Origin of the sequence: Pseudomonas sp. BF-RE-25 (assembly GCF_019956105.1) — a bacterium.
GTDB lineage: Bacteria > Pseudomonadota > Gammaproteobacteria > Pseudomonadales > Pseudomonadaceae > Aquipseudomonas > Aquipseudomonas migulae.
On sequence record NZ_JAHBDB010000026.1, the window covers coordinates 26,421 to 49,434 of the forward strand.

The 23,014-nt window shown below is 54.4% G+C and carries 24 protein-coding genes and 1 pseudogene; 18 read left to right on the forward strand and 7 right to left on the reverse strand.

The genetic code is table 11. The features are described 5' to 3' along the window. Window positions 1–35: 35 nt before the first annotated feature. The 15 genes from rpsH to bfr all read left to right on the forward strand — a co-directional run bounded on the left by rpsH (window position 36) and on the right by bfr (window position 9,189). Window positions 36–428, forward strand: a complete 393-nt coding sequence (gene rpsH / locus KGB24_RS13770) for a 30S ribosomal protein S8 (RefSeq protein WP_003186040.1) — start codon at window positions 36–38, stop codon at window positions 426–428. Between the two features lie 12 nt (window positions 429–440). Beyond that, window positions 441–974, forward strand: coding sequence for a 50S ribosomal protein L6 (rplF, locus tag KGB24_RS13775; protein ID WP_003176412.1), 534 nt, complete (start codon window positions 441–443; stop codon window positions 972–974). A 10-nt stretch (window positions 975–984) separates the two neighbouring features. Further along, entirely contained in the window at window positions 985–1,335 is a 351-nt protein-coding gene (gene rplR / locus KGB24_RS13780; RefSeq protein WP_003186037.1) for a 50S ribosomal protein L18, read from the forward strand. A gap of 3 nt (window positions 1,336–1,338) precedes the next feature. Continuing rightward, complete coding sequence (rpsE, locus tag KGB24_RS13785; protein WP_007943782.1) at window positions 1,339–1,839, forward strand: 30S ribosomal protein S5; 501 nt, start codon at window positions 1,339–1,341, stop codon at window positions 1,837–1,839. Window positions 1,840–1,841: 2 nt separating this feature from the next. Further along, window positions 1,842–2,018 (forward strand): 50S ribosomal protein L30, encoded by a 177-nt coding sequence (gene rpmD / locus KGB24_RS13790; protein ID WP_003186033.1) that lies wholly within the window; start codon window positions 1,842–1,844, stop codon window positions 2,016–2,018. Window positions 2,019–2,021: 3 nt separating this feature from the next. After that, on the forward strand, window positions 2,022–2,459 hold the full coding sequence (gene rplO, locus KGB24_RS13795; protein WP_007896782.1) for a 50S ribosomal protein L15: 438 nt from the start codon (window positions 2,022–2,024) through the stop codon (window positions 2,457–2,459). Next, a complete protein-coding gene (gene secY, locus KGB24_RS13800; protein WP_003228718.1) occupies window positions 2,460–3,788 on the forward strand; it encodes a preprotein translocase subunit SecY in 1,329 nt (442 codons plus the stop codon). It begins immediately after the preceding gene. A gap of 27 nt (window positions 3,789–3,815) precedes the next feature. Beyond that, a complete protein-coding gene (gene rpmJ / locus KGB24_RS13805; protein ID WP_002555468.1) occupies window positions 3,816–3,932 on the forward strand; it encodes a 50S ribosomal protein L36 in 117 nt (38 codons plus the stop codon). 130 nt (window positions 3,933–4,062) lie between these two features. Beyond that, window positions 4,063–4,419 (forward strand): 30S ribosomal protein S13, encoded by a 357-nt coding sequence (rpsM, locus tag KGB24_RS13810; RefSeq protein WP_003186020.1) that lies wholly within the window; start codon window positions 4,063–4,065, stop codon window positions 4,417–4,419. A gap of 30 nt (window positions 4,420–4,449) precedes the next feature. Further along, window positions 4,450–4,839 carry a 30S ribosomal protein S11 gene (rpsK, locus tag KGB24_RS13815; RefSeq protein ID WP_002555466.1) on the forward strand — a complete coding sequence of 130 codons (390 nt, stop codon included), beginning with the start codon at window positions 4,450–4,452 and terminating at the stop codon, window positions 4,837–4,839. An 18-nt stretch (window positions 4,840–4,857) separates the two neighbouring features. Then, entirely contained in the window at window positions 4,858–5,478 is a 621-nt protein-coding gene (gene rpsD, locus KGB24_RS13820; protein WP_003210056.1) for a 30S ribosomal protein S4, read from the forward strand. A 22-nt stretch (window positions 5,479–5,500) separates the two neighbouring features. After that, window positions 5,501–6,502 carry a DNA-directed RNA polymerase subunit alpha gene (locus KGB24_RS13825; RefSeq protein WP_003186012.1) on the forward strand — a complete coding sequence of 334 codons (1,002 nt, stop codon included), beginning with the start codon at window positions 5,501–5,503 and terminating at the stop codon, window positions 6,500–6,502. 42 nt (window positions 6,503–6,544) lie between these two features. Further along, window positions 6,545–6,931, forward strand: coding sequence for a 50S ribosomal protein L17 (rplQ, locus tag KGB24_RS13830; RefSeq protein ID WP_007943777.1), 387 nt, complete (start codon window positions 6,545–6,547; stop codon window positions 6,929–6,931). A 189-nt stretch (window positions 6,932–7,120) separates the two neighbouring features. Beyond that, a complete protein-coding gene (locus KGB24_RS13835) occupies window positions 7,121–8,575 on the forward strand; it encodes a catalase (protein ID WP_223415618.1) in 1,455 nt (484 codons plus the stop codon). Window positions 8,576–8,724: 149 nt separating this feature from the next. Next, window positions 8,725–9,189, forward strand: coding sequence for a bacterioferritin (gene bfr / locus KGB24_RS13840; RefSeq protein WP_223415619.1), 465 nt, complete (start codon window positions 8,725–8,727; stop codon window positions 9,187–9,189). Window positions 9,190–9,325: 136 nt separating this feature from the next. Here the strand turns inward: bfr and uvrA are convergent, their stop codons facing one another. Continuing rightward, window positions 9,326–12,160, reverse strand: a complete 2,835-nt coding sequence (gene uvrA / locus KGB24_RS13845) for an excinuclease ABC subunit UvrA (protein ID WP_008030906.1) — start codon at window positions 12,158–12,160, stop codon at window positions 9,326–9,328. A gap of 191 nt (window positions 12,161–12,351) precedes the next feature. Here uvrA and KGB24_RS13850 point away from each other — a divergent pair, with 191 nt between their 5' ends. The 3 genes from KGB24_RS13850 to KGB24_RS13860 all read left to right on the forward strand — a co-directional run bounded on the left by KGB24_RS13850 (window position 12,352) and on the right by KGB24_RS13860 (window position 15,651). After that, a complete protein-coding gene (locus tag KGB24_RS13850; RefSeq protein WP_008030907.1) occupies window positions 12,352–13,749 on the forward strand; it encodes an MFS transporter in 1,398 nt (465 codons plus the stop codon). A gap of 9 nt (window positions 13,750–13,758) precedes the next feature. Next, window positions 13,759–14,283, forward strand: coding sequence for a single-stranded DNA-binding protein (locus KGB24_RS13855; protein WP_008041307.1), 525 nt, complete (start codon window positions 13,759–13,761; stop codon window positions 14,281–14,283). Between the two features lie 381 nt (window positions 14,284–14,664). Next, window positions 14,665–15,651: a glycosyltransferase family 2 protein gene (locus tag KGB24_RS13860; protein ID WP_223415620.1), complete on the forward strand. Its 987-nt coding sequence runs from the start codon at window positions 14,665–14,667 to the stop codon at window positions 15,649–15,651. A 54-nt stretch (window positions 15,652–15,705) separates the two neighbouring features. On the opposite strand, the gene KGB24_RS13865 is transcribed toward KGB24_RS13860, so the two are convergent. From KGB24_RS13865 to KGB24_RS13890, 6 genes and pseudogenes are all read right to left on the reverse strand, one after another. Next, window positions 15,706–17,406 carry a calcium-binding protein gene (locus KGB24_RS13865; RefSeq protein ID WP_008030910.1) on the reverse strand — a complete coding sequence of 567 codons (1,701 nt, stop codon included), beginning with the start codon at window positions 17,404–17,406 and terminating at the stop codon, window positions 15,706–15,708. Window positions 17,407–17,514: 108 nt separating this feature from the next. Continuing rightward, window positions 17,515–17,708 (reverse strand): annotated as a pseudogene (locus KGB24_RS13870) (IS3 family transposase); the annotation flags it as partial. Window positions 17,709–17,825: 117 nt separating this feature from the next. Continuing rightward, entirely contained in the window at window positions 17,826–19,028 is a 1,203-nt protein-coding gene (locus tag KGB24_RS13875; RefSeq protein ID WP_223415621.1) for a hypothetical protein, read from the reverse strand. A 3-nt stretch (window positions 19,029–19,031) separates the two neighbouring features. Next, entirely contained in the window at window positions 19,032–20,432 is a 1,401-nt protein-coding gene (locus tag KGB24_RS13880; protein ID WP_223415622.1) for an ABC transporter ATP-binding protein, read from the reverse strand. Further along, on the reverse strand, window positions 20,429–21,280 hold the full coding sequence (locus KGB24_RS13885) for an ABC transporter permease (protein WP_008030918.1): 852 nt from the start codon (window positions 21,278–21,280) through the stop codon (window positions 20,429–20,431). Before KGB24_RS13885 ends, KGB24_RS13880 begins: the two co-directional genes overlap by 4 nt. 5 nt (window positions 21,281–21,285) lie before the next feature. Then, window positions 21,286–22,839 (reverse strand): hypothetical protein, encoded by a 1,554-nt coding sequence (locus tag KGB24_RS13890; protein WP_223415623.1) that lies wholly within the window; start codon window positions 22,837–22,839, stop codon window positions 21,286–21,288. Window positions 22,840–23,014: the final 175 nt, after the last annotated feature.

The following is a 23,014-nucleotide window of genomic DNA, read 5'->3' on the forward strand; positions in this document are numbered from 1 at the left end:
AGGCTAATTTTTTGTGTATTAGGAGCGTCTAGCCCATGAGTATGCAGGACCCGTTAGCGGACATGCTAACTCGAATCCGTAATGCCCAGATGGCTGAAAAGTCCGTCGTAAGCATGCCATCTTCTACTTTGAAGGTAGCTGTTGCCAAAGTCCTGAAGGACGAAGGTTACATTGCGGGTTATCAGATCAGCAGCGAAATCAAGCCACTGCTGTCCATCGAGCTGAAGTACTTCGAAGGCCGTCCGGTCATCGAGGAAGTGAAGCGCGTTAGCCGTCCAGGCCTGCGTCAGTACAAGTCCGTCGATGATCTGCCAAAAGTTCGTGGCGGTCTCGGTGTGTCTATCGTCTCCACCAACAAAGGTGTGATGACGGATCGTGCTGCGCGCGCTGCCGGTGTCGGCGGCGAAGTTCTTTGCACTGTGTTCTAAGGGGGGATAAGCATGTCACGCGTCGCTAAGAACCCCGTTAAGCTGCCAGCCGGCGTCGAAGTCAAATTCGCAGGCCAACAGCTTTCGGTGAAGGGTGCCAAGGGCACTCTCGAACTGAACATCCATTCGTCCGTTGAGATCGTTGAAGAAGCTGGTGAGCTGCGTTTCGCTGCTCGCAATGGCGATCAACAAACTCGCGCAATGGCTGGTACCACTCGTGCGTTGGTAAACAACATGGTCCAAGGCGTAAGCCAAGGCTTCGAGCGTAAGCTCCAGCTGGTCGGTGTTGGTTACAAAGCGCAAGCAAAAGGCACAGTGCTGAACCTGGCTCTTGGCTTCTCGCACCCAGTGGATTATGAACTGCCGGAAGGCATCACCGCTGAGACTCCTAGCCAGACCGATATCCTGATCAAGGGCATCGATAAGCAGCTGGTAGGTCAAGTGGCCGCCGAGATCCGCGACTTCCGTCCACCAGAGCCGTACAAAGGCAAAGGTGTGCGCTACGCGGACGAAGTCGTCCGTCGTAAAGAAGCCAAGAAGAAGTAGGGCATAGCAAATGACCGACAAAAAAGTTACTCGACTGCGTCGCGCTCGCAAAGCACGCCTGAAAATGCACGAACTCGAAGTCGTGCGTCTCTGCGTGTTCCGCTCGTCGCAGCACATCTACGCCCAGGTCATTTCGGCCGACGGCAACAAAGTCCTGGCATCTGCCTCGACTTTGGATAAAGAACTGCGTGATGGCGCCACTGGCAACATCGACGCGGCCACTAAGGTTGGCCAGCTGGTCGCTACGCGTGCTAAAGCCGCTGGCGTCTCGCAGGTGGCTTTCGACCGCTCTGGCTTCAAGTACCACGGCCGCGTCAAGGCGCTGGCTGATGCTGCTCGTGAAGCTGGGCTGGAGTTCTAAGTTATGTCAAATAACGACCAAAAGCGCGACGAAGGCTACATCGAGAAGCTGGTTCAAGTTAACCGCGTAGCCAAAACCGTTAAAGGCGGCCGTATCTTCACTTTCACCGCGTTGACCGTGGTTGGTGATGGTAAAGGGCGTGTTGGCTTCGGCCGTGGCAAGTCACGTGAAGTGCCTGCTGCGATCCAGAAGGCAATGGAAGCTGCTCGCCGCAACATGATCCAAGTTGACCTGAACGGCACCACTCTGCAGTACGCAATGAAGTCCGGTCACGGCGCTTCGAAGGTGTACATGCAGCCTGCTTCTGAAGGTACCGGTATCATCGCTGGCGGCGCTATGCGTGCTGTCCTCGAAGTTGCTGGCGTTCAGAACGTTCTGGCCAAGTGCTACGGCTCGACTAACCCGGTAAACGTGGTTCACGCCACTTTTAAAGGTTTGAAAGCTATGCAGTCTCCTGAATCCATTGCCGCCAAGCGTGGCAAAAGCGTCAAGGAGATCTTCTGATCATGGCTACCGTTAAAGTTACGCTGATCAAAAGCATGACCGGCCGCATCCCTAACCACAAACTGTGCGTTAAGGGTCTGGGTCTGCGTCGCATCGGTCACACTGTAGAAGTACTTGATACTCCCGAGAATCGCGGGATGATCAACAAGGCTTACTACATGCTGCGTGTCGAGGGTTAATCGATGAAACTCAATGATCTGAGTCCAGCGCCGGGTTCCCGTCGCGAAAAGCATCGTCCGGGCCGTGGTATCGGTAGTGGTTTGGGTAAGACCGGTGGCCGTGGCCACAAAGGTCAGTCCTCCCGCTCCGGTGGCACCATTGCTCCAGGCTTTGAAGGCGGTCAACAGCCGCTGCATCGTCGCCTGCCGAAGTTCGGTTTCGTTTCCCTGAAAGCCATGGATCGCGCAGAAGTGCGTTTGTCCGAGCTGGCTAAAGTGGAAGGCGACATCGTCACCGTGCAGTCCTTGAAAGATGCCAACGTGATCAACGTCAACGTACAGCGTGTGAAAATCATGCTGTCCGGTGAAGTGACTCGCGCTGTTACCATCGGAAAGGGAATCGGCGCCACCAAAGGTGCGCGTGCGGCTATCGAAGCAGCTGGCGGCAAGTTCGAGGAATAAATGGCTAAGCAAGGTGCTCTCTCTGCGCTCGGCAAAGGCGGTATGTCTGAACTCTGGGCTCGTCTGCGTTTTCTGTTCCTGGCGATTATCGTCTACCGAATAGGCGCACACATCCCGGTTCCAGGTATCAACCCGGACCGACTCGCGGACCTGTTTCGACAGAATGAGGGGACCATTCTTAGCTTGTTCAACATGTTTTCCGGCGGCGCGCTGGAGCGGATGAGCATCTTTGCATTGGGGATCATGCCGTACATTTCGGCATCGATCATCATGCAGCTGATGACCGCCGTCAGCCCGCAGCTGGAGCAGTTGAAGAAGGAAGGTGAAGCTGGCCGTCGCAAGATCAGCCAGTACACCCGCTACGGCACTGTCGTCCTCGCTCTTGTTCAGGCAATTGGCATGTCCATTGGTCTGGCAGGGCAGGGCGTTGCGTTCACTGGTGACTTTGGCTTCCATTTCGTCGCGGTATCCACGTTTGTGGCTGGTGCGATGTTCATGATGTGGCTGGGTGAGCAGATTACTGAGCGTGGTGTTGGCAACGGTATCTCGATGTTGATTTTTTCGGGTATCGTCGCCGGTCTTCCGAGAGCGATCGGGCAGTCTTTCGAGTCTGCACGTCAGGGTGATATCAACATCTTCGCCCTGGTTGCCATCGGTTTGCTGGCAGTAGCGATTATCGGTTTCGTGGTGTTCATTGAGCGTGGTCAGCGTCGTATTGCTGTTCACTACGCCAAGCGTCAGCAGGGCCGTAAGGTCTTCGCTGCGCAGACTAGCCACTTGCCGCTGAAGGTGAACATGGCCGGTGTTATTCCGGCCATTTTCGCGAGCAGCATTTTGCTGTTCCCGGCTTCGTTGGGTGCCTGGTTCGGCCAGTCTGAAGGTATGGGCTGGTTGCAGGACATCTCGCAGTCGATCGCTCCTGGTCAGCCGTTGAATATTCTGCTGTTTAGTGCAGGGATTATTTTCTTCTGCTTCTTCTATACGGCGTTGATGTTCAATCCGAAAGACGTAGCGGAAAACCTGAAGAAGTCCGGTGCCTTTATTCCGGGCATCCGTCCAGGTGAGCAGTCTGCGCGCTACATTGATGGCGTTCTGACTCGCTTGACCATGTTCGGTGCTCTTTACATGACGGCCGTGTGTCTGCTTCCCCAGTTCCTGGTGGTTGCGGCAAACGTACCGTTCTACCTTGGCGGGACCTCGTTGCTGATCGTCGTCGTGGTTGTGATGGACTTCATGTCCCAAGTACAATCGCACCTCGTTTCGCACCAGTACGAATCCCTGATGAAGAAAGCCAACCTGAAGGGTTACGGCAGCGGCATGTTGCGCTGAGTACCCATAAGGTTCGAGGAGTTGGTGATGAAAGTTCGTGCATCGGTGAAAAAGCTGTGCCGTAACTGCAAGATTATTCGCCGCGAAGGTGTTGTTCGAGTAATTTGCAGCGCGGAACCGCGTCACAAACAGCGCCAAGGCTGAGTGTGATTGTGCTTCAAGCCCGGTAGCTAGTGCGCTACCGGGTTGATTATTTGTTATTACAGCGATATTATCTCGCGCCCTATTTCTTGGCTTCCGGGGCGTAGGTAGCTGTCAATTGGAGTCCCACTGAATGGCCCGTATTGCAGGCGTTAACATTCCAGATAACAAGCATACTGTTATCTCGCTGACCTACATCTATGGTGTTGGTCGCACTACTGCACAGAAGATCTGTGCAGTGACTGGGGTAAACCCAGCCGCAAAGATCAAGGATCTGAGCGACGAGCAGATTGAACAGCTGCGTGGCGAAGTGGCGAAGTTCACCACTGAAGGTGACCTGCGTCGCGAAATCAACATGAAAATCAAGCGTTTGATGGACCTCGGTTGCTATCGCGGTCTGCGTCATCGTCGTGGTCTTCCAGTACGCGGTCAGCGTACCAAGACTAACGCGCGTACCCGTAAAGGTCCGCGTAAGCCGATCCGCAAGTAATCGCCCCAGCGAATCGACAGGAAATTAATCATGGCTAAACCTGCTGCTCGTCCTCGTAAAAAAGTTAAAAAGACAGTGGTTGATGGCATCGCCCACATCCATGCTTCTTTTAACAACACAATCGTGACCATCACCGACCGTCAAGGCAACGCTCTTTCCTGGGCTACCTCCGGTGGTTCGGGTTTCCGCGGTTCCCGCAAGTCCACCCCGTTTGCTGCTCAAGTAGCTGCTGAACGTGCTGGTCAAGCTGCGCTGGAATACGGTCTGAAAAACCTCGACGTTAACGTCAAAGGTCCAGGCCCAGGTCGTGAATCTGCAGTCCGCGCTTTGAACGGCTGTGGCTACAAGATCGCCAGCATCACCGACGTGACGCCAATCCCGCACAACGGGTGCCGTCCGCCGAAGAAGCGCCGCGTGTAATCCAGGAGATTGTAAAGAATGGCTCGTTACATTGGTCCAAAATGCAAACTCGCTCGTCGCGAAGGCACCGATCTCTTTCTGAAGAGCGGCGTGCGCGCGATCGAATCGAAGTGCAACATTGAAGCAGCACCTGGTATCCACGGCCAACGCCGCGGTCGCCAGTCCGATTACGGCACCCAACTGCGTGAAAAGCAGAAGGTCCGTCGTATCTACGGCGTTCTCGAGCGTCAATTCAGCGGCTACTACAAAGAAGCTGCTGGCAAGAAAGGTGCAACCGGTGAAAACCTGCTGCAACTGCTCGAATGCCGTCTGGACAACGTTGTATACCGTATGGGTTTTGGCTCTACTCGTGCCGAATCCCGTCAGCTGGTATCGCACAAATCCGTCAGCGTTAACGGTCAGACCGTAAACGTACCGTCTTACCAGGTTCGTGCTGGTGACGTGGTCGCGATTCGCGAGAAAGCAAAGAACCAACTTCGCATTGTCCAAGCTCTCGATCTGTGTGCCCAACGTGGCCGCGTAGAATGGGTAGAAGTAGACACTGAGAAGAAGTCGGGCGTTTTCAAGAACGTTCCAGCTCGCAGTGATCTGTCCGCCGACATCAACGAAAGCCTGATTGTCGAGCTCTACTCCAAGTAAGGGCTAGAAAATAGGTGCATCCATGCAGATTTCGGTAAATGAGTTCCTGACACCCCGCCATATTGATGTGCAGGTTGTCAGTCCAACCCGCGCCAAGATCACTCTCGAGCCTCTCGAGCGTGGTTTCGGCCACACCCTGGGCAACGCGCTGCGCCGCATCCTGTTGTCCTCAATGCCCGGCTGTGCAGTAGTCGAGGCCGAGATTGACGGTGTACTCCATGAGTACAGCGCAATCGAAGGCGTACAGGAAGACGTAATTGAAATCCTGTTGAACCTTAAAGGTCTGGCTATCAAGCTGCACGGTCGTGACGAAGTTACGCTGACCTTGTCGAAGAAGGGTTCGGGGGTGGTTACCGCTGCCGATATTCAGCTGGATCATGATGTCGAGATCGTTAACCCCGATCACGTAATCGCTAACCTGGCGTCTAACGGCGCCCTGAACATGAAGCTCACCGTAGCTCGTGGTCGTGGTTATGAACCGGCAGACTCGCGTCAGAGCGATGAAGACGAAAGCCGCAGCATCGGTCGCTTGCAGCTTGACTCTTCGTTCAGCCCGGTTCGCCGTATCGCATACGTGGTGGAAAACGCCCGTGTCGAGCAGCGTACTAACCTGGACAAGCTGGTTATTGATCTGGAAACCAACGGTACTCTGGATCCTGAAGAGGCTATCCGTCGCGCTGCAACCATTCTGCAACAGCAGTTGGCTGCGTTCGTCGACCTCAAAGGTGACAGTGAGCCAGTGGTTGTCGAGCAGGAAGACGAGATCGATCCGATCCTGCTTCGCCCGGTTGACGATCTGGAACTGACTGTACGTTCGGCTAACTGCCTTAAGGCGGAAAACATCTACTACATCGGTGACCTGATTCAGCGTACCGAAGTAGAGCTGTTGAAGACTCCGAACCTTGGCAAGAAATCCTTGACTGAAATCAAGGACGTTCTGGCCTCCCGCGGTCTGTCCCTCGGCATGCGCCTCGACAACTGGCCGCCTGCAAGTCTTAAGAAGGACGACAAGGCGACTGCCTGATCGTCGTAATCACCGAACGTCGTGTTTGGTAAGGAATGAACCATGCGTCATCGTAAAAGTGGTCGTCACCTGAGCCGCACTAGCTCGCACCGCAAGGCCATGTTTCAAAACATGGCAGTGTCGCTGTTCGAGCACGAGCTGATCAAAACTACACTGCCGAAAGCTAAAGAACTGCGTCGCGTTGCTGAGCCGCTGATCACTTTGGCCAAGACAGACAGCCTGGCTAACCGCCGTCTGGCTTTCGACCGTACTCGTTCGAAAGCTATCGTTGGTAAGCTCTTCAACGACCTGGGCAAGCGTTACGCTACCCGTGAGGGTGGCTACCTGCGCATCCTCAAGTGCGGCTTCCGCACTGGCGACAACGCGCCTATGGCGTACGTCGAGTTGGTTGATCGTGCTACCGGCGGTGAAGCTGTATCCGCTGAGTAAGACGTCAGTCTGAAACGAAGAACCGGGCCTAGTGCCCGGTTTTTTGTGGGCGTTTGAAAAGTGGAGCCGTCGTTAGTAATTTTCTATCGACGCTTACAAGTTAATGAATTTGTAGGTGTAACGTTGGTGATCAATACTCCCTCTCAGCCGATTAGCCGGCAGTTCAAGACTGACAGAGGAAGAGATCGCATGAGCCAAAATAAAATACTTACCACCGCCAGTGGCGCTCCTGTCGCCGACAACCAGAATTCCCGCTCCGCCGGCCCTCGTGGCCCATTGCTGCTCGACGACTTCCACCTGATCGAGAAGCTTGCCCACTTCAACCGTGAAAACATTCCTGAGCGCCGCGTACACGCCAAGGGTTCGGGTGCTTGCGGTACGTTCACCGTGACGCGCGACATCACTGAATACACCAGCGCCAAGCTGTTCGAATCCGTCGGTAAGCAGACCCCAACGTTTCTGCGGTTTTCCACCGTGGGCGGTGAGCGCGGCTCGGCTGACACGGAACGCGACCCACGTGGCTTTGCTCTGAAGTTCTATACCGAAGAAGGTAACTGGGACATCGTTGGCAACAACACCCCTGTGTTTTTCATTCGTGATCCGCTCAAGTTTCCGGACTTTATCCACACCCAAAAACGCCTGCCGCAAAGCAACCTGAAAAGTGCGCAGATGATGTGGGACTTCTGGTCGCACTCACCTGAGGCGCTGCACCAGGTCACCATCCTGTTTTCGGACCGTGGCATACCTGACGGCTACCGTCACATGCACGGCTTCGGCAGCCACACTTACAGCCTGATCAGTGCCAGCGGCGAGCGTCACTGGGTGAAGTGGCATTACAAGACCCAGCAAGGGATCAAGAACCTGGCACCGGCAGAAGCTGCTCGCCTGGCGGGCACCGATCCGGATTACGCTCAGCGCGATTTGTTCGAAGCGATTGAGCGTGGCGACTTTCCAAAATGGCGTGTGTGCATTCAGATCATGACCGAGGCCCAGGCTGCGGCGCACTACGAGAACCCTTTCGATGTGACCAAGACCTGGTCGCAGAAAGAGTTCCCACTGATCGAAGTGGGTGAGCTCGAGCTCAACCGTAATCCGCAGAACTACTTCGCTGAAGTTGAACAAGCGGCGTTCGGTCCGAGCAATATGGTGCCGGGTGTCGGCCTGTCACCAGACCGCATGCTGCAAGGGAGAGTGTTCGCTTACGCCGATGCGCACCGCTACCGTGTTGGTACCAACCATCAGCAACTGCCGGTGAATGCGCCGCGCAGTCCGGTCAACAGCTACCAGCGTGATGGCTCCATGGCGTTTGGCAGCAATGGCGGTGCAGCGCCGAACTACGAGCCGAACAGTTACGTAGAGTCGCCAAAACAGGCGCCTCGTTATGCTGAGCCTGCTTTGGCATTGAGCGGTGCGGCTGATCGTTACGATCATCGCGAAGACACGGACTACTACAGCCATGCAGGTGCCTTGTTCCGTTTGATGAGTGATGAGCAGAAAAACCTGCTGACCAACAATATTGCGGGCGCGATGGCAGGGGTCTCCGCTGATGTAGTGGATCGCCAATTGCAGCATTTCTTCAAGGCCGACCCGGCTTATGGAGACGCAATCGCAAAGGCGCTCAACGTACAGATTAACGAAGTCTAAACGAGAAGCAGAACCGCCCTCATTAGGGTGGTTTTTGCGCTATTTAAACTACTTTTCTCAGAATATCTTCGCTTTTATCGCGCAAACCAAGTGACCAAACAGTCGCTGTGGTTCAAACTACAGACTTTCAAGCAGGGAGATGTAGGGCGATGCAAGGCCACCCAGACGTAATCGATTACCTCAACACGTTGCTGACCGGCGAACTGGCCGCGCGTGATCAATATTTCGTTCACTCGCGGATGTATGAGGACTGGGGATTCACCAAGCTCTACGAACGAATCAACCACGAGATGGAAGAGGAAGCAGGGCACGCCGATGCGCTGATGCGCCGAATTCTGATGCTCGAAGGCACGCCACGCATGCGTCCGGACGATCTTGATGTCGGCACCACGGTTCCTGACATGCTCGCTGCCGACCTGCGACTGGAATACAAAGTCCGCGCCGCACTCTGCAAGGGCATCGAACTCTGCGAGCAGCACAAAGACTACGTCAGCCGCGAGATGCTGCGCATTCAACTGAACGATACTGAAGAAGACCACACCTACTGGCTCGAGAAGCAGTTGGGTCTGATCAAGTTGATCGGTCTGGAAAATTACCTGCAATCTCACGCCTGACATTGAACCGTAGGAGCACAGCTTGCTGGCGAAGGCTTCCTTGATATCGCCATCGCCAGCAAGCTGTGCTCCTACAGTGTCAACAAAAAAGCCCCTGTCACCGACAAAGTGACAGGGGCTTTTTCGTGGGCCTGATTCAGGCCTTGTCGCGAGCCAGCAGCGGTTTGAGATAGAAACCGGTGTGAGACTGCTTCATCTCGGAGACTTCTTCCGGCGTACCGACGGCGATAATCTGCCCGCCTTTGGAACCACCTTCCGGCCCCAGATCTACCAACCAGTCAGCGGTCTTGATCACGTCCAGATTGTGCTCGATCACCACCACGGTGTTGCCGTGGTCGCGCAGTCGATGCAGCACGTCGAGCAGTTGCTGAATATCCGCGAAGTGCAAACCGGTGGTTGGCTCATCGAGGATGTACAGCGTCTTTCCGGTATCGCGCTTGGACAGCTCGCGGGACAGCTTCACCCGCTGCGCTTCACCACCAGACAGCGTGGTCGCCGATTGCCCCAGCTTGATGTACGACAGGCCGACATCCATCAACGTCTGAAGCTTGCGTGCCAGTGCCGGCACCGCGTCGAAGAACACCCTAGCTTCCTCGATGGTCATCTCGAGGGTTTCGTGGATGCTCTTGCCCTTGTACTTGATCTCCAGCGTTTCGCGGTTGTAGCGCTTGCTCTTGCAGACGTCGCACGGAACATAGATGTCCGGCAGGAAGTGCATTTCAACCTTGATCAGGCCGTCGCCCTGGCAGGCTTCGCAGCGTCCGCCCTTCACGTTGAAGGAGAAACGTCCCGGCCCGTAACCGCGGGAACGGGATTCCGGCACGCCGGCGAACAGTTCGCGAATCGGCGTGAACAGCCCGGTGTACGTCGCCGGGTTGGAGCGTGGCGTGCGGCCGATCGGGCTCTGGTCAATGTCGACGACCTTGTCCAGGTGTTCCAGCCCTTTGATGCTGTCGTGAGCCGCAGCCTCAAGCGTCGTCGCACCGTTGAGTGCCGTCGCGCTCAAAGGAAACAGCGTGTTGTTGATCAGCGTCGACTTGCCCGAACCGGACACGCCGGTAACGCAGGTCAGCAGGCCAATCGGAATCTCCAGATCGACGTTGCGCAAGTTATTGCCGCGAGCGCCCTTGAGGGACAGCGACAATTTCTTGTTACGCGGCGTGCGTTTGGCTGGAACGGCAATCTTCACCCGACCCGACAAGTACTTGCCGGTCAGCGAGTCAGGGTGAGCCATGACTTCCGCTGGCGTACCTTCGGCGACGATATGCCCCCCGTGCACGCCGGCACCCGGGCCGATATCCACGACATAGTCAGCCAGGCGAATGGCATCTTCATCGTGTTCGACCACGATCACCGTGTTGCCGATGTCGCGCAGGTGCTTGAGCGTGCCGAGCAAACGGTCGTTGTCGCGCTGGTGCAGACCAATCGACGGTTCATCGAGGATGTATAGAACGCCCACCAGGCCGGCACCAATCTGACTGGCCAGACGAATCCGCTGCGCCTCGCCACCGGACAGCGTGTCGGCACTGCGATCCAGCGACAGATAATCGAGGCCGACGTTGACCAGGAACTGCAGGCGCTCGCGGATTTCCTTGAGGATCTTGTCGGCAATTTCACCGCGACGCCCGGTCAGCTTAAGCACGCCGAAGTATTCGCATGCATCGCCAATCGGCAGATTGGTTACCGCCGGCAGCGTCTTCTCGCCAACCCAGACATGCCGCGCCTCGCGACGCAGGCGGGTGCCACGGCAATCCGGGCAATGCTGGGTGCTGAGGAACTTGGCCAGCTCTTCACGCACCGATGCCGATTCGGTTTCGCGGTAGCGACGTTCCAGGTTTGGCACGATGCCTTCGAACGGGTGCGAACGTTTGACGATGTCGCCACGGTCATTCAGGTATTTGAAATCGACGTTCTGGGAGCCGCTGCCGTGCAGGATGAATTTCTGCTGCTCGGCCGGTAGTTCGTTGAACGGTACTTCGAGGCTGAACTTGTAGTGCGCCGCCAGCGACCCGAGCATCTGGAAGTAATAGACGTTACGCCTGTCCCAGCCGCGAATCGCACCTTCGGCCAGAGTCAGTTCGCCATTGACCAGTCGCTTGATGTCGAAGAATTGCTTCACGCCCAGACCATCGCAGGTCGGGCAGGCGCCGGCCGGGTTGTTGAAGGAGAACAGCTTGGGTTCCAGCTCGCTGATCGCGTGACCGCAGATCGGGCAGGCGAAGCGCGCGGAGAAGATCATCTCTTCGCCGGGTTCGTCGTCCATCGGTGCGACCAGGGCAATGCCGTCCGCCAGTTTCAGCGCGGTTTCGAAGGATTCGGCCAGACGCTGTTGCAGATCGGCGCGGACCTTGAAGCGGTCGACGATGACGTCAATCGAATGCTTCTTCTGCTTGTCCAGCTTCGGCAGTTCGTCCAGTTCGCAGATCCTGCCGTTGACCCGGGCCCTGACAAAGCCCTGGGCGCGCAGTTCTTCGAAGACCGAAAGGTGTTCGCCTTTACGCTCGCGGATCACCGGCGCCAGCAGCATCAGTTTGCTGCCCTCCGGTTGGGCGAGGACCAGGTCGACCATCTGGCTGACGGTCTGCGCTTCCAGCGGAATGTCGTGATCCGGGCAGCGCGGAATACCGACGCGAGCGTAGAGCAGGCGCAGATAGTCGTAGATTTCGGTGATGGTGCCGACCGTCGAACGCGGGTTGTGCGAGGTCGACTTCTGTTCGATGGAAATGGCTGGCGACAAACCTTCAATGGTGTCGACGTCAGGCTTTTCCATCATCGACAAAAACTGCCGGGCATAGGCCGACAGCGACTCGACATAGCGGCGCTGGCCTTCGGCGTACAGCGTGTCGAACGCCAGGGACGATTTGCCGGATCCGGACAAGCCGGTGATGACGATCAGTTTGTCCCGTGGCAGGGTCAGGTCGATGTTCTTCAGGTTGTGGGTTCGGGCCCCACGAATCAGGATCTTGTCCAAAGTGGCCTCGCTCGGCGGGCGTCGAAAACGTAGGAGTATACGGCCAAATACTGGATGGATGCACACTATCAAACGAGTGGTTTACTGTCGTACATGAAGAGTCTGTCAGCGGAACGCGTCAAAGCGTCGCGATATACCCTGTCAATCGATGGGACTGGTAGAATCGCCGCCGGTTCACATGAGGTTTTTCCATGCACGATCCCCACAGCGAACGCATGAGTGGCAGTGAGACCCGCGCAGCAAGCGGTCTGGCCCTCGTGTTCGCGTTCCGTATGCTTGGCATGTTCATGGTGTTGCCGGTACTGGCGACCTATGGGATGGATCTGGCAGGAGCGACCCCGGCCCTCATCGGGCTGGCGATTGGCGCTTACGGCCTGACCCAGGCGATATTTCAGATTCCGTTCGGCTTCATTTCCGACCGCATCGGACGCCGCCCGGTGATTTACCTGGGGCTGATCGTGTTTGCCCTCGGCAGTGTGCTGGCGGCGAACGCCGACTCGATCTGGGGCGTTATCGCCGGGCGAATCCTGCAAGGCGCCGGGGCGATTTCCGCAGCGGTCATGGCTTTGTTGTCAGACCTGACCCGCGAACAGCATCGGACCAAAGCCATGGCCATGATCGGCATGACGATTGGTCTGTCGTTCGCGGTCGCCATGGTGGTAGGGCCTTTGCTGACTCGCGCCTTCGGCCTTTCCGGGTTGTTCCTCGCCACCGGTGGCATGGCGCTGGTGGGTATCGTGATCGTGATGTTCATGGTGCCGCGCTCCACAGGGCCGTTGCAGCACCGTGAATCCGGCGTCGCGCGTCAGGCACTGATGCCGACGCTCAAGCACCCGGACCTGCTGCGCCTGGACCTGGGTATTTTTGTGTTGCACGCGATGTTGATGTCGAGCTTCGTTGCATTGCCGCTGGCCCTGGTCGAAAAAGCCGGGCTGCCCAAAGAGCAGCACTGGTGGGTCTACCTGACCGCGCTGCTGATTTCCTTCTTCGCCATGATCCCGTTCATTATCTACGGCGAGAAGAAACGCAAAATGAAACGAGTTTTATTGGGCGCAGTGCTGACGCTGATGCTCACTGAGCTATTCTTCTGGCAGTTCGGCGATAGCTTGCGGGCCCTGGTGATCGGAACGGTGGTGTTCTTTACCGCGTTCAACTTGCTGGAAGCTTCGTTGCCATCGCTGATCAGCAAGGTTTCACCGGCGGGCGGCAAGGGCACGGCGATGGGGGTTTATTCCACCAGTCAGTTCCTCGGATCGGCACTGGGCGGGATCCTCGGCGGCTGGATGTTCCAGCATGGCGGTCTGTCGGTTGTCTTCCTCGGATGCGCCGGCCTGGCTGCCCTCTGGCTGGCCTTTGCTGTTACCATGCGCGAACCACCTTATGTCACGAGCCTGCGCTTGCCGTTGTCGCCCGAGGCGATCCGCGAAGCGGGTCTGGTTGAGCGCCTGAAGGCCGTCGTAGGGGTAACAGATGCGGTAATCGTTGCTGATGAAGCAGCGATTTACATCAAATTGGACACAGAACTATTGGATCGCACTACCCTCGAGCGCCTGGTGAACAACCCGCCCGAGGCAGCGTGCGTAGCCTAGGAGAACGTTATGGCCCGTGGGGTTAACAAAGTCATATTGGTCGGCACTTGCGGCCAGGATCCCGAAGTTCGCTACTTGCCTAACGGTAACGCCGTGACCAACCTGAGTCTGGCGACCAGCGAACAGTGGACCGACAAGCAGACCGGGCAGAAGGTCGAGAAGACCGAATGGCACCGTGTTTCGATGTTCGGCAAAGTGGCGGAAATCGCTGGCGAATACCTGCGTAAAGGTTCGCAGGTCTACATCGAAGGCAAGCTGCAGACCCGCGAGTGGGAAAAAGACGGTATCAAGCGTTACACCACTGAAATCGTGGTCGACATGCAAGGCACCATGCAACTGCTGGGCGGCCGTCCACAGCAGGGCGACCAACAAGGCGGGGGCAACAACTATCAGCAGTCCGCTCCGGCTCCACGCCAGCAGCAGGCGCCGCGTCCGCAGCAGTCGGCACCGCAACAGTCGCGTCCGGCTCCACAGCAGGCCGCTCCTCAGCCGGCTCCGGATTTCGACAGCTTTGATGACGATATCCCGTTCTAGGAAATTGCTCAGACTAAAAGTGTAAGGTTTTCCCCTGAAAGCCCCGAGAGTTCTGCTCTTGGGGCTTTTTCTTTGGCTCGAAAAAATTAACGATTACGCACAGAAAACGGTCTAGGAGGACAACTGGTAGGGGCAATTTTCTGTGTAGGAAAAATGGGTTTTTCTCTGTGCACAAGATAGACAACTCTTTAGTTGATGTGGAAAATGCCTACGCAGCGGCCTGCCTTTTCTGATGGATACTAGTAGTGTTTTGTATCTAGATCTGGTTTGACTATTGTGTTGTAAGTGTGTAGTGCGGAAGTATTCCATTTTTGTGGAGCATTAATTTCTATTGCTATCGACATTGATATTTAGAGCTTAGAGTGGTGAGGAAGTGTTAGTGTGAACGGGATTTCAAAAACTTTAGATTTTAATCGCGTGTCTACGGATTGTTTTGGTTTGGCTGCCACTGCTTCTGTCGCCGTACTACTATGTACACGAAATGGCGAGCGCTTCCTCAATGAGCAAATGGCTTCCATTTCTCGTCAAACCCATCAAAACTTTAAAGTTTTTGTTTCTGACGATGGTTCGAATGACTCAACGCGGGCCATTATTGCCGCTCATATTGAGTGTTGGGGGCATGAGCGTATTGAGTTGGCTGAGGGGCCGCGAAAGGGGTTTGCTCGAAACTTTCTGGCCGTCAGTTGTCGTGCCGATGTGGAAGCCGACTATTATGCCTGGTGTGATCAGGATGATGTTTGGAATGAAGATAAGCTCAAGATAGCCGTGGATTGGCTTGCAAACGGTGACGCTTCTGTGCCGGCGTTATATTGTTCGCGTACTGAGCTGATTGATGAATGTGGGGCGAGTATTGGCTTCTCTCCCTCATTTTCAAAGCCGGCGACATTTCAGAACGCACTGGTTCAGAATATTGCAGGTGGAAATACCATGGTCTTCAATCAGGCACTGATGAATTTGATTCGCGAAGCCGGTGATGCCGTGCCTGCTGTTTCTCATGACTGGTGGGCCTATATGATTGTCAGTGGTTGTAATGGTCGAATTCATTATGATTTGAAACCAACTGTTCGCTATCGACAGCACAGTTTGAATTGTATTGGTACTAATCGTGGGTTCCTCAATCATAGTAAGCGTGTAAGAGAGTTGTTGCGCGGGCGTTTTCGCAGTTGGATCGATAATAATATGATTTCTTTGCAGATGATTAGTCATCAATTTACTGCGGAAAACAGAAAGACACTTGAGCGCTTTTCTGAGGCTAGAAATAATGGGTTTTTTGGAAGGGTTTTGGGCCTTAAACATTCAGGGGTATATCGCCAGACGTTGATGGGGAATATCGGTCTGATTGTCGCGGTGATTGCGCGGCGCGTGTAGTGCAATGGGACGCGTGCCTGTTGGTAAGCGTCCGATAGTTATGCCGGTTTGATGTCAGAAGATAAAATCAGCAGGAGTGAGCGTTTCTTTCGTTACATTGAGCAGCAAGATTGAGTCGTCAGAGTTCAGCGTGATCAGCAAGTCGTCGCCCACTGCTTTCGATGCGCTCAGTACTTCTTCAAATGTACCTAAAACGCCAGCAAGGTCAATTTTGTCTTGCTCGCCGGTACTGCCCGAAAAGTCTCCGATAATGGTTTTTTCGCCGCCGCTGCCTTTCCAGAAAATGAAGGTGTCAGCGCCCAGGCCGCCCCACAGAATATCGTTGCCAGCACCTCCATCAAGAACATCATCACCTGAACCGCCAAAAAGCTCGTCGTCCCCGTCATCGCCATAGATATAGTCATTTCCTGCTCTGCCTTCAATACGATCGTTGCCAACTCCGCCGGCCAGCAAGTTGTCGTTGTCATTGCCCAGGATTGTGTCGTCGTAGGGGCTGCCTTGGGCGCCCTGAATGGCAATCAGGCGGTCGTTTCCGCTGCCCGTCGCTCGACCGGCGGCCAAGTCAATGAATACAGGGCTGTCGGGTTTACTTGGGTCAATCGGGGACCAGTAATCGACCATGTTCCGTTCGCCAATTCCAATAATGATATCGTCGCCATTGGTTGGGTTTGGTCGCGGAAGAAAAGCGGGGTAGGCAAGGCGATGCAGTGGTGAAAGGTAGGTGAGGTAAGGTGGCTCCACAGTTTCGACCTGGCCAGGCGTTGCTCGGCCAGGCTTCAAATCGAGGGTCTGTTCATCCGAGGTGTTCTGCCCGAGATCGGCCACTCTTGTTCTGCTTTGATTGTCAGGGAGGTAATAGGGGATAAACGCGTTGGTGACTCTATTCCCAAAGAGACTGCCTGATTCAGAACGCTTGAACGTTATTCCCTGTTTGAAGTTATTGATTGTATTGTGTCTGACAACGACATCGTGAATACCGTCGCCACCTACCCATATTCCGTAAGTTGATCTTGATCTGGTTTTCCAGGCAGGAGAGCTACTGCTGATTTCAAACTCTCGGTTGGCCACATGGTTACCATCTACAATGCTGCCTTCGCCATATCGGGAGAGTGAGATCCCTACACCCTCACCAATATCTTGAATCCCCATGCCTCTTACTTCCATGATGCTGTTGTTTTTGACGAGAACTTGCTTGCCAAACGCCTCGATGCCCATGGAGTAAGCATTGTCAATTGTGGTATCGCCCCCAATGTCCGAAATCATATTGTTACTGATGACGGAGTTTTCGCCCTCAACCCGAATCCCTCGGAAGGTGCTAAAGCGGATGTTCATGCCGTCCACTAAGTGATTTCGACCTACCAGCGCTGAAGAGGATTCTGCAAAGTCAGAAAGTCCAGAAAGGTAAATGCCGTACTGGAAACCGCGAATAAGTCCGTTTTTTACGGTTATGTTGCTTTGGCCGAAGGAAAAAATGCCGAATCCGGTATTGCCCCCGCCTGTCGATCCAGTGATCGTATTGTGATTGAGATTAATGGTGACATTGCTGGCATTGATTTCAATACCGTTGCGGTCGCTATGTAGCGATTTTTCAAGCTTGTAGTTTCCTGGCTCGTTGATGGTGTAGGGGAGCTTGTCAATAATGATGTCGTTATTGGGTTTTTCATCATGAAGAAAAATAATCGACGATGGAAAGGCGAAAATTATAAACATCGCAATTAGCGAGGGGGGAAGGCGTTTCACATTGAGAGGGAGCATTATTAAGTGGGCCTAAGTGCGGAATTATGCAAGATGGTTGTCGCGTCAACTGTGTTTTTGTGCGGCTATTTTCAGTATTGGCAACTCCGTTTCCGGATTGTGTAGCGGTCAACCAATCCCGGGCACGACGTTGAATTTTTCTTCGGTCCGAGCTGGCGACAACCCACCGGTGAATTGATGGGGCGGATCCAGTTGTACCGATACATCAAGAAAAGACGGATATCGCGCTGGGTTTCTTGAGCAGTTCTATCACCCACGGTCGGTATCCATTCAGTTTTCAAGCTACGGAGCACATGATCCAGAGCTACAGCCAGAGAGCGCCATTTCCCCCGGGTCCCGATTTAGGTGATGTCGACACCTCGGTTGAGCGAGCATTCTCGCCTAAATTGGGGGTTGGTTTCATTAGGCCACTACACTTTTTATCTAGCCTGACACCGGGGTGGGCTTGGTGGGGGGTATTTTGATTGTTTCAATATTCTTTCGTTGGCCAAGCTCATGTATTTTTTATAGTCCGGCTTAAAGAATTCTTCGATGTGTTCGGCAGTGAGCGCGTGAATGAGGTTGGGGGTTGGCAGTAGGCTCAGCAGTGCCGATGCCGATGAAACGGAGATGATACTGCAAGAATTGAGTACTTGACCGAGAAACTCAATAGGTAGGCGATCCAGGTGTTCTGGGAGTTTTTCGGCGTGATAGTTATCGAGGCGCTGTAACAGCCGTGCAACGAACTTGGCCGGGGTTCCGGCATGTTTTTTAATAAAAACTGCACGACCCGGCGTCACGTGCTCCTTGCAGATCTGGACATACAGCTGGAGCTCATCCTCTTCACAGGTAAGCTTGCTACTCGTGAAATTGCTGAGGATGAGTACCCAGGCAGGTTCTGTTTTTGACCTTGCGCTAATGTCCTGCTCAAGTTGGAGCATGGGGGCGAAAAATGTTTTCAGAGTGGCAAGCGTCTGCTCGAGAATATCGATAGGTATGGTTGTACGTGTTGGGCAGGGAAGGGACGAATCCAGATCATCAAAATTGACAGCGGTCAACGCTGTCTCTGCCGCAATCCATTCGCCGGCAATGCTGACTCGGTTGAACCAAAAAGAGTTTTTCAGACCGCCAAGGCTAAGGTCAAAGGGGTTAGCGCGGGGCCTTGTAGGTGGATAGAGAAAGCCAGGCGAATCGCCATAACAGATGTTCCGTTTGGCTAGCAAAGCCTGCATGAATGCCTGCGCAGTATGTTCTGAGCTGGCATCGTGTGCGTAATAGAATGTGGCGCATTCTCCGGGAGTGATTTTCAAATACTCCCTGAGCCACTCTGAGCGCTTCATCAATTTGCGATACGGTGATAACGGGCCTTTACGTTCCTTCAATGATGGCAGCACCGCTGTGATGAACGGGAAGCTTTTGAGTGCAGCATCGAAAAATTGCCGAACGTGTGAGTTCGGCAAATGGTCGTTCGGTTGATAGGACCACAGTACGAGGGTGGCTGGGCTTTTGCTGGAAATGCCCCGAGATTCTCTATCATAGCGAAGCGCGCAGAGGGCGTGCAGCAGTTGATGCGGGAACGAGATCAAAATCACCACTTTCCCTTGGGGGGCAAGGGAGAGGGCGTTCGTATTGTCTAGAGCCACTGATTATCGCGCCTGACGGTTAACAGGCATGTCGACATCCCAGGATAGTTGAGGCCGAACCATGCAGTTTGGCCATGCGTTGGGCCAGTTTCCACGAACCCCGGTCGGTTCGCTGTCATCGGCAACCGTGAAGCTGAGAACGGCCTGCCTGATGATCCTATGATCGATTTCAGCGCCTGGCCAGAGCTCAACGTCAATACGATAGTCGCCTACATTGAGCAGCGGTGACTTCACAGTGCAACGTTCAACATGTTGTCCCACTGCCCGAACATCAGTGCCGGTGTACAGGTTGTCCATGCTCACCAGTACATAATGGCCCGCAAGATCTTTCAGGTGAAGGTGCACATTGATCGGCCATTTCTCCTCAAGTACCGTGAACTTGACTTCAATGACGAACTCTTCCTTCACGTCAAATTCGGAACTCGGGTTTCCGGCTTGATCAAGAATCATGATCGAGTCCAGCCTTACGCAGTCGTCAAACACCGGTGCGCTGTGCTCTGCCCAAGTGACTGCCGGTGTCAGTTGAATGCCAGAACGGATATAGGAGCGAGTAATGTCTGAAACCGTTTGCGTGGGAAGTGTTTTGTCGTCGATGTTTTTCGGCAGTTCGATTTTGCTGTCGTTGATAATACGACCGTGAGCCATGTGCACGGCTCTGTTGCAAATGCGGTTGACGGCATCCATGTCGTGGCTGACGAACAGCAGTGTCCGGCCCTGGTCTGCTACTTGAAGCATTTTTTCGGTGCAGCGTCTCTGGAACGCCGCATCGCCAACAGCCAAAACTTCATCGACGATGAGAATCTCGGATTCAAGGTGTGCTGCCACGGAGAATGCGAGGCGCACATACATGCCTGATGAGTAGCGTTTCACCGGAGTGTCGATCAGCTCCCCGAGTTCCGAGAACTCGATGATTTCCTCAATGCGACGGCTGATTTCTTGAGGTTTCATGCCCATGATCGAGCCGTTCAGGTAGATGTTTTCACGGCCGCTGAGGTCGCCGTGAAATCCTGTACCAATCTCCAGCAGACTGATCAATCGTCCGCGGAAACGGAAGCCACCATGCGAGGGTGAAGTGATTCTCGACAGAATTTTCAGTAGCGTACTCTTGCCGCAGCCGTTCGGACCGATAATTCCGACTCGGTCGCCTTGTTTTATCTCCAGGTCCACGTCTTTCAGAGACCAGAAATGGTTGGCGGGCGCATCTTGGGTCTGTAGTGCGTCAAGAATGGTGTGTGATTCGTGAGTAGTCTCCACCGGTTTCGGAGTGTTCGACTTCTGCAGTGGGTTAATGACTCGACCGAGCATCCACCGGATACGCATGTTGATCATTTCGGCGGCCGTAACATTGGACTTGCCAATACGGTACAGTTTGGAAATGTTCTCGCAACGAATGGCCCATGTCATAGGGTGTCTACCACGTTTTTATCGAAGTGCTGGAATATAAACACACCAACCGAGAAGCAAGTCACTGCAATGGCAATGAGCGTGAGCAGGCTGCTTTGTGCTGGCCAGTGCCCGTGCATGGCATCACGGTAACCGTTAATCACCAGAGAGAGCGGGTTGACGGCGTACCAGGGTTTGGCCCAAGGCGGGACAGCTGAAACCGGGTAAATGGCGGGCGTCGAGTAATAAAAAAGCTGCAATGCTAACGGGACCAAATGCTTTACGTCTCGATACTTGGCATTTAAAGGCGCAAGCATCAGGCCTATGCCCAAGCCTGTCATCAGCGTGCAGGCCAGCAGCAACGGCATGATGAAGAGCAGTTGAAGCGTCCATACGTCATAGATAATGGCGAATGGGGTTATCAGCAGCGTGTACGCGATCAGAAAGTCAACTGCCGCGCCTACGGCGTAGGCGCCGCCAATGAGCAGGCGAGGAAAGTAGACTTTGGTGATCAGGCCTGCATTACCTTCGATCATCTGAACCGAAGGATTGAGGACGTTCATGAAGGCGTACCAGGGTATGACCGCCACCAGATAAAACATGATGGTTGGAAGCCCGTCGGTCGGTACTTTGACCATGATGCCGAACACAATAACGAATACACCAACGGTAATGAGTGGCGTCAGAACGACCCAGCCCAATCCGAATATCGTTTGTGTGTAACGTCCCTTCAGGTCGCGTTTGCAGAATACCCACAACAGCAATCGAAAATCCCATAGGGTTCTGAGCAGACCGAAGAGGTCGAAACGGCGTGAATTGTTGACGACCGTTTCTTTGAGGGGGGGACGGATTTTTTCTTCGATACTCATGAGTGTCAGGTTCTGGCTGAGGGCGTGGAGAGAGGCTGAGCGCTGGTCAGTTCGTCGAGCAGGTCGATTATTCTCTCCATCGATTTACCATCATGCAGTCCCCATTCTTGAGCGCATTCAATTTGATTGGCTCGGGCTCGGGCGTAGGCTTCCTTGTCGTCAGTCAGTTGCTCCAGGGTCGATTGGAAGACACTGTAGCGGTTAGTGGTAACGAGACCTTTGGCGTTTTCGAAGTCGGTATAACCGTAGTCATAGCAGTCATAGTTAATGGCTGGAATGCCACAGGCCGTTGCCCAGCGCAGCGTGGAGGACACGCACGCGACAAACAGGTCGCACGCGGGGACGAGTTCTAGTGTGTCGATGTCGGTAACCCGGTGATGCAGGCGATAAGGCCGAAGGATTTCACTTAAAAACTCGGGGTCGGTTACTGGGTGTGGGCGAATTATCACGTTGAAATCTGTGCTGCGACTGACGCTTGCAAGCGCTTTAGCCCAAGCCTTGCAAAGTGCTTTGTAGTCGCTGAACTCCATCGGGATGCTGCGTGATCCATATTGGTCGGTGGGCCAGGCGCAGACGAGCAAAGGCTTCGCAGGATCCAGGCGCAGACGCCGGAAAACGCGCTCTCGAGCGGTTTTGGACTCTCTTGCTGCATGCATGACGTCGTCGTATGCGGCCCCCGTCAAACGCAACTGCTGCTCCGGGAAACGCATTCGGCGATAGTAACGCTCCATTTCAGGGCTTTCGACGCCGATGCAGGTGACGCTGCTGTTGTTTGGGATCCACGGGTGTTCCGGTGCAAAGCCGAAGGCTTCGAGGAAAAATATTCGCTGGCCGGGCAGGCGAAGGAGTTTCTTCGAGGCGTAGTAGTTGACCCAGTGCGGAAACAGAAAAGCGGCAAGTTTGTTAAGAATGTTTCTGTCCGCTTCGTACATGGGCTTGTCGGAAAGGCTTTCGACCATTTCCTTGGCTGTGCCCACTGCGAACGGAATGATCAGTGTCGGTACGTTGTCTTTGTTGCAGATTTTCGTCAGCAGGGTATTCACCGATCCCGGGAATTCCTGGCCGAAAACCACCACTGAAGGCTTGAGTAATTTATAGAGCAGGCGCGCGTAGTTGAAGGGTTTGAAATTGTTGCCGTTGGCCTTTTTCCTGCTCTTTTGCAAGGCATCAGTGGCGGTATCATGCAGCTTGAAAAAAGGGCTGAGCGCCGTCGTGAGGATCAGACCGGCCCATGTGAGTGCGCCGCCTTTGGGGGTTGTTTTTTGCACCAGCGAGTGAGGGATGTAACCGTTTTCAAGCCCCTGCGCGATTTTTTCGTACTTTATCGTCAGTGGAGATCGCTTCAGCGAGCGCCCTGGGTAGTAAGCAGTAAAGCCATTCAGGCGGCAAAACGCACGGTCCGGCTTGAGGTTGATATAGCTTGCGTGTGTGAAAAGGAAGTTGACGTCGTAACCTGCCAATTTGGCGGCTAGAGCAACACGGCGAAGCTCGACGAACTCCCCGGCCTCGTTTACGACAAAAAGCACCTTTTTGCCGGGGAGTGGAGAGTCCAATTTCATTCCTCACCTCTTGTTGCGTGCATCGTTCTGACATCTCCGTCGCTAAGCTTATGAAATAGTTGTGTCGCGTAAAGTTTGAGCAGAAAACGTGTCCCAAGAAAGCGTGGCTCGTGAGCCTTTTGGTGTGCAATTTTTCGTTCGGCCCTGTGCACGATCGGCTGTGCCGTTCAGGTCG

Excerpts from the sequence above, each read along its gene's own strand:
- rpsH (WP_003186040.1), top strand. The coding sequence starts at position 36 with ATGAGTATGCAGGACCCGTTAGCGGACATGCTAACTCGAATCCGTAAT.
- rplF (WP_003176412.1), top strand. The coding sequence starts at position 441 with ATGTCACGCGTCGCTAAGAACCCCGTTAAGCTGCCAGCCGGCGTCGAA.
- rplR (WP_003186037.1), top strand. The coding sequence starts at position 985 with ATGACCGACAAAAAAGTTACTCGACTGCGTCGCGCTCGCAAAGCACGC.
- rpsE (WP_007943782.1), top strand. The coding sequence starts at position 1,339 with ATGTCAAATAACGACCAAAAGCGCGACGAAGGCTACATCGAGAAGCTG.
- rpmD (WP_003186033.1), top strand. The coding sequence starts at position 1,842 with ATGGCTACCGTTAAAGTTACGCTGATCAAAAGCATGACCGGCCGCATC.
- rplO (WP_007896782.1), top strand. The coding sequence starts at position 2,022 with ATGAAACTCAATGATCTGAGTCCAGCGCCGGGTTCCCGTCGCGAAAAG.
- secY (WP_003228718.1), top strand. The coding sequence starts at position 2,460 with ATGGCTAAGCAAGGTGCTCTCTCTGCGCTCGGCAAAGGCGGTATGTCT.
- rpmJ (WP_002555468.1), top strand. The coding sequence starts at position 3,816 with ATGAAAGTTCGTGCATCGGTGAAAAAGCTGTGCCGTAACTGCAAGATT.
- rpsM (WP_003186020.1), top strand. The coding sequence starts at position 4,063 with ATGGCCCGTATTGCAGGCGTTAACATTCCAGATAACAAGCATACTGTT.
- rpsK (WP_002555466.1), top strand. The coding sequence starts at position 4,450 with ATGGCTAAACCTGCTGCTCGTCCTCGTAAAAAAGTTAAAAAGACAGTG.
- rpsD (WP_003210056.1), top strand. The coding sequence starts at position 4,858 with ATGGCTCGTTACATTGGTCCAAAATGCAAACTCGCTCGTCGCGAAGGC.
- KGB24_RS13825 (WP_003186012.1), top strand. The coding sequence starts at position 5,501 with ATGCAGATTTCGGTAAATGAGTTCCTGACACCCCGCCATATTGATGTG.
- rplQ (WP_007943777.1), top strand. The coding sequence starts at position 6,545 with ATGCGTCATCGTAAAAGTGGTCGTCACCTGAGCCGCACTAGCTCGCAC.
- KGB24_RS13835 (WP_223415618.1), top strand. The coding sequence starts at position 7,121 with ATGAGCCAAAATAAAATACTTACCACCGCCAGTGGCGCTCCTGTCGCC.
- bfr (WP_223415619.1), top strand. The coding sequence starts at position 8,725 with ATGCAAGGCCACCCAGACGTAATCGATTACCTCAACACGTTGCTGACC.
- KGB24_RS13850 (WP_008030907.1), top strand. The coding sequence starts at position 12,352 with ATGCACGATCCCCACAGCGAACGCATGAGTGGCAGTGAGACCCGCGCA.
- KGB24_RS13855 (WP_008041307.1), top strand. The coding sequence starts at position 13,759 with ATGGCCCGTGGGGTTAACAAAGTCATATTGGTCGGCACTTGCGGCCAG.
- KGB24_RS13865 (WP_008030910.1), bottom strand. The coding sequence starts at position 17,406 with ATGCTCCCTCTCAATGTGAAACGCCTTCCCCCCTCGCTAATTGCGATG.
- KGB24_RS13880 (WP_223415622.1), bottom strand. The coding sequence starts at position 20,432 with ATGACATGGGCCATTCGTTGCGAGAACATTTCCAAACTGTACCGTATT.
- KGB24_RS13885 (WP_008030918.1), bottom strand. The coding sequence starts at position 21,280 with ATGAGTATCGAAGAAAAAATCCGTCCCCCCCTCAAAGAAACGGTCGTC.
- KGB24_RS13890 (WP_223415623.1), bottom strand. The coding sequence starts at position 22,839 with ATGAAATTGGACTCTCCACTCCCCGGCAAAAAGGTGCTTTTTGTCGTA.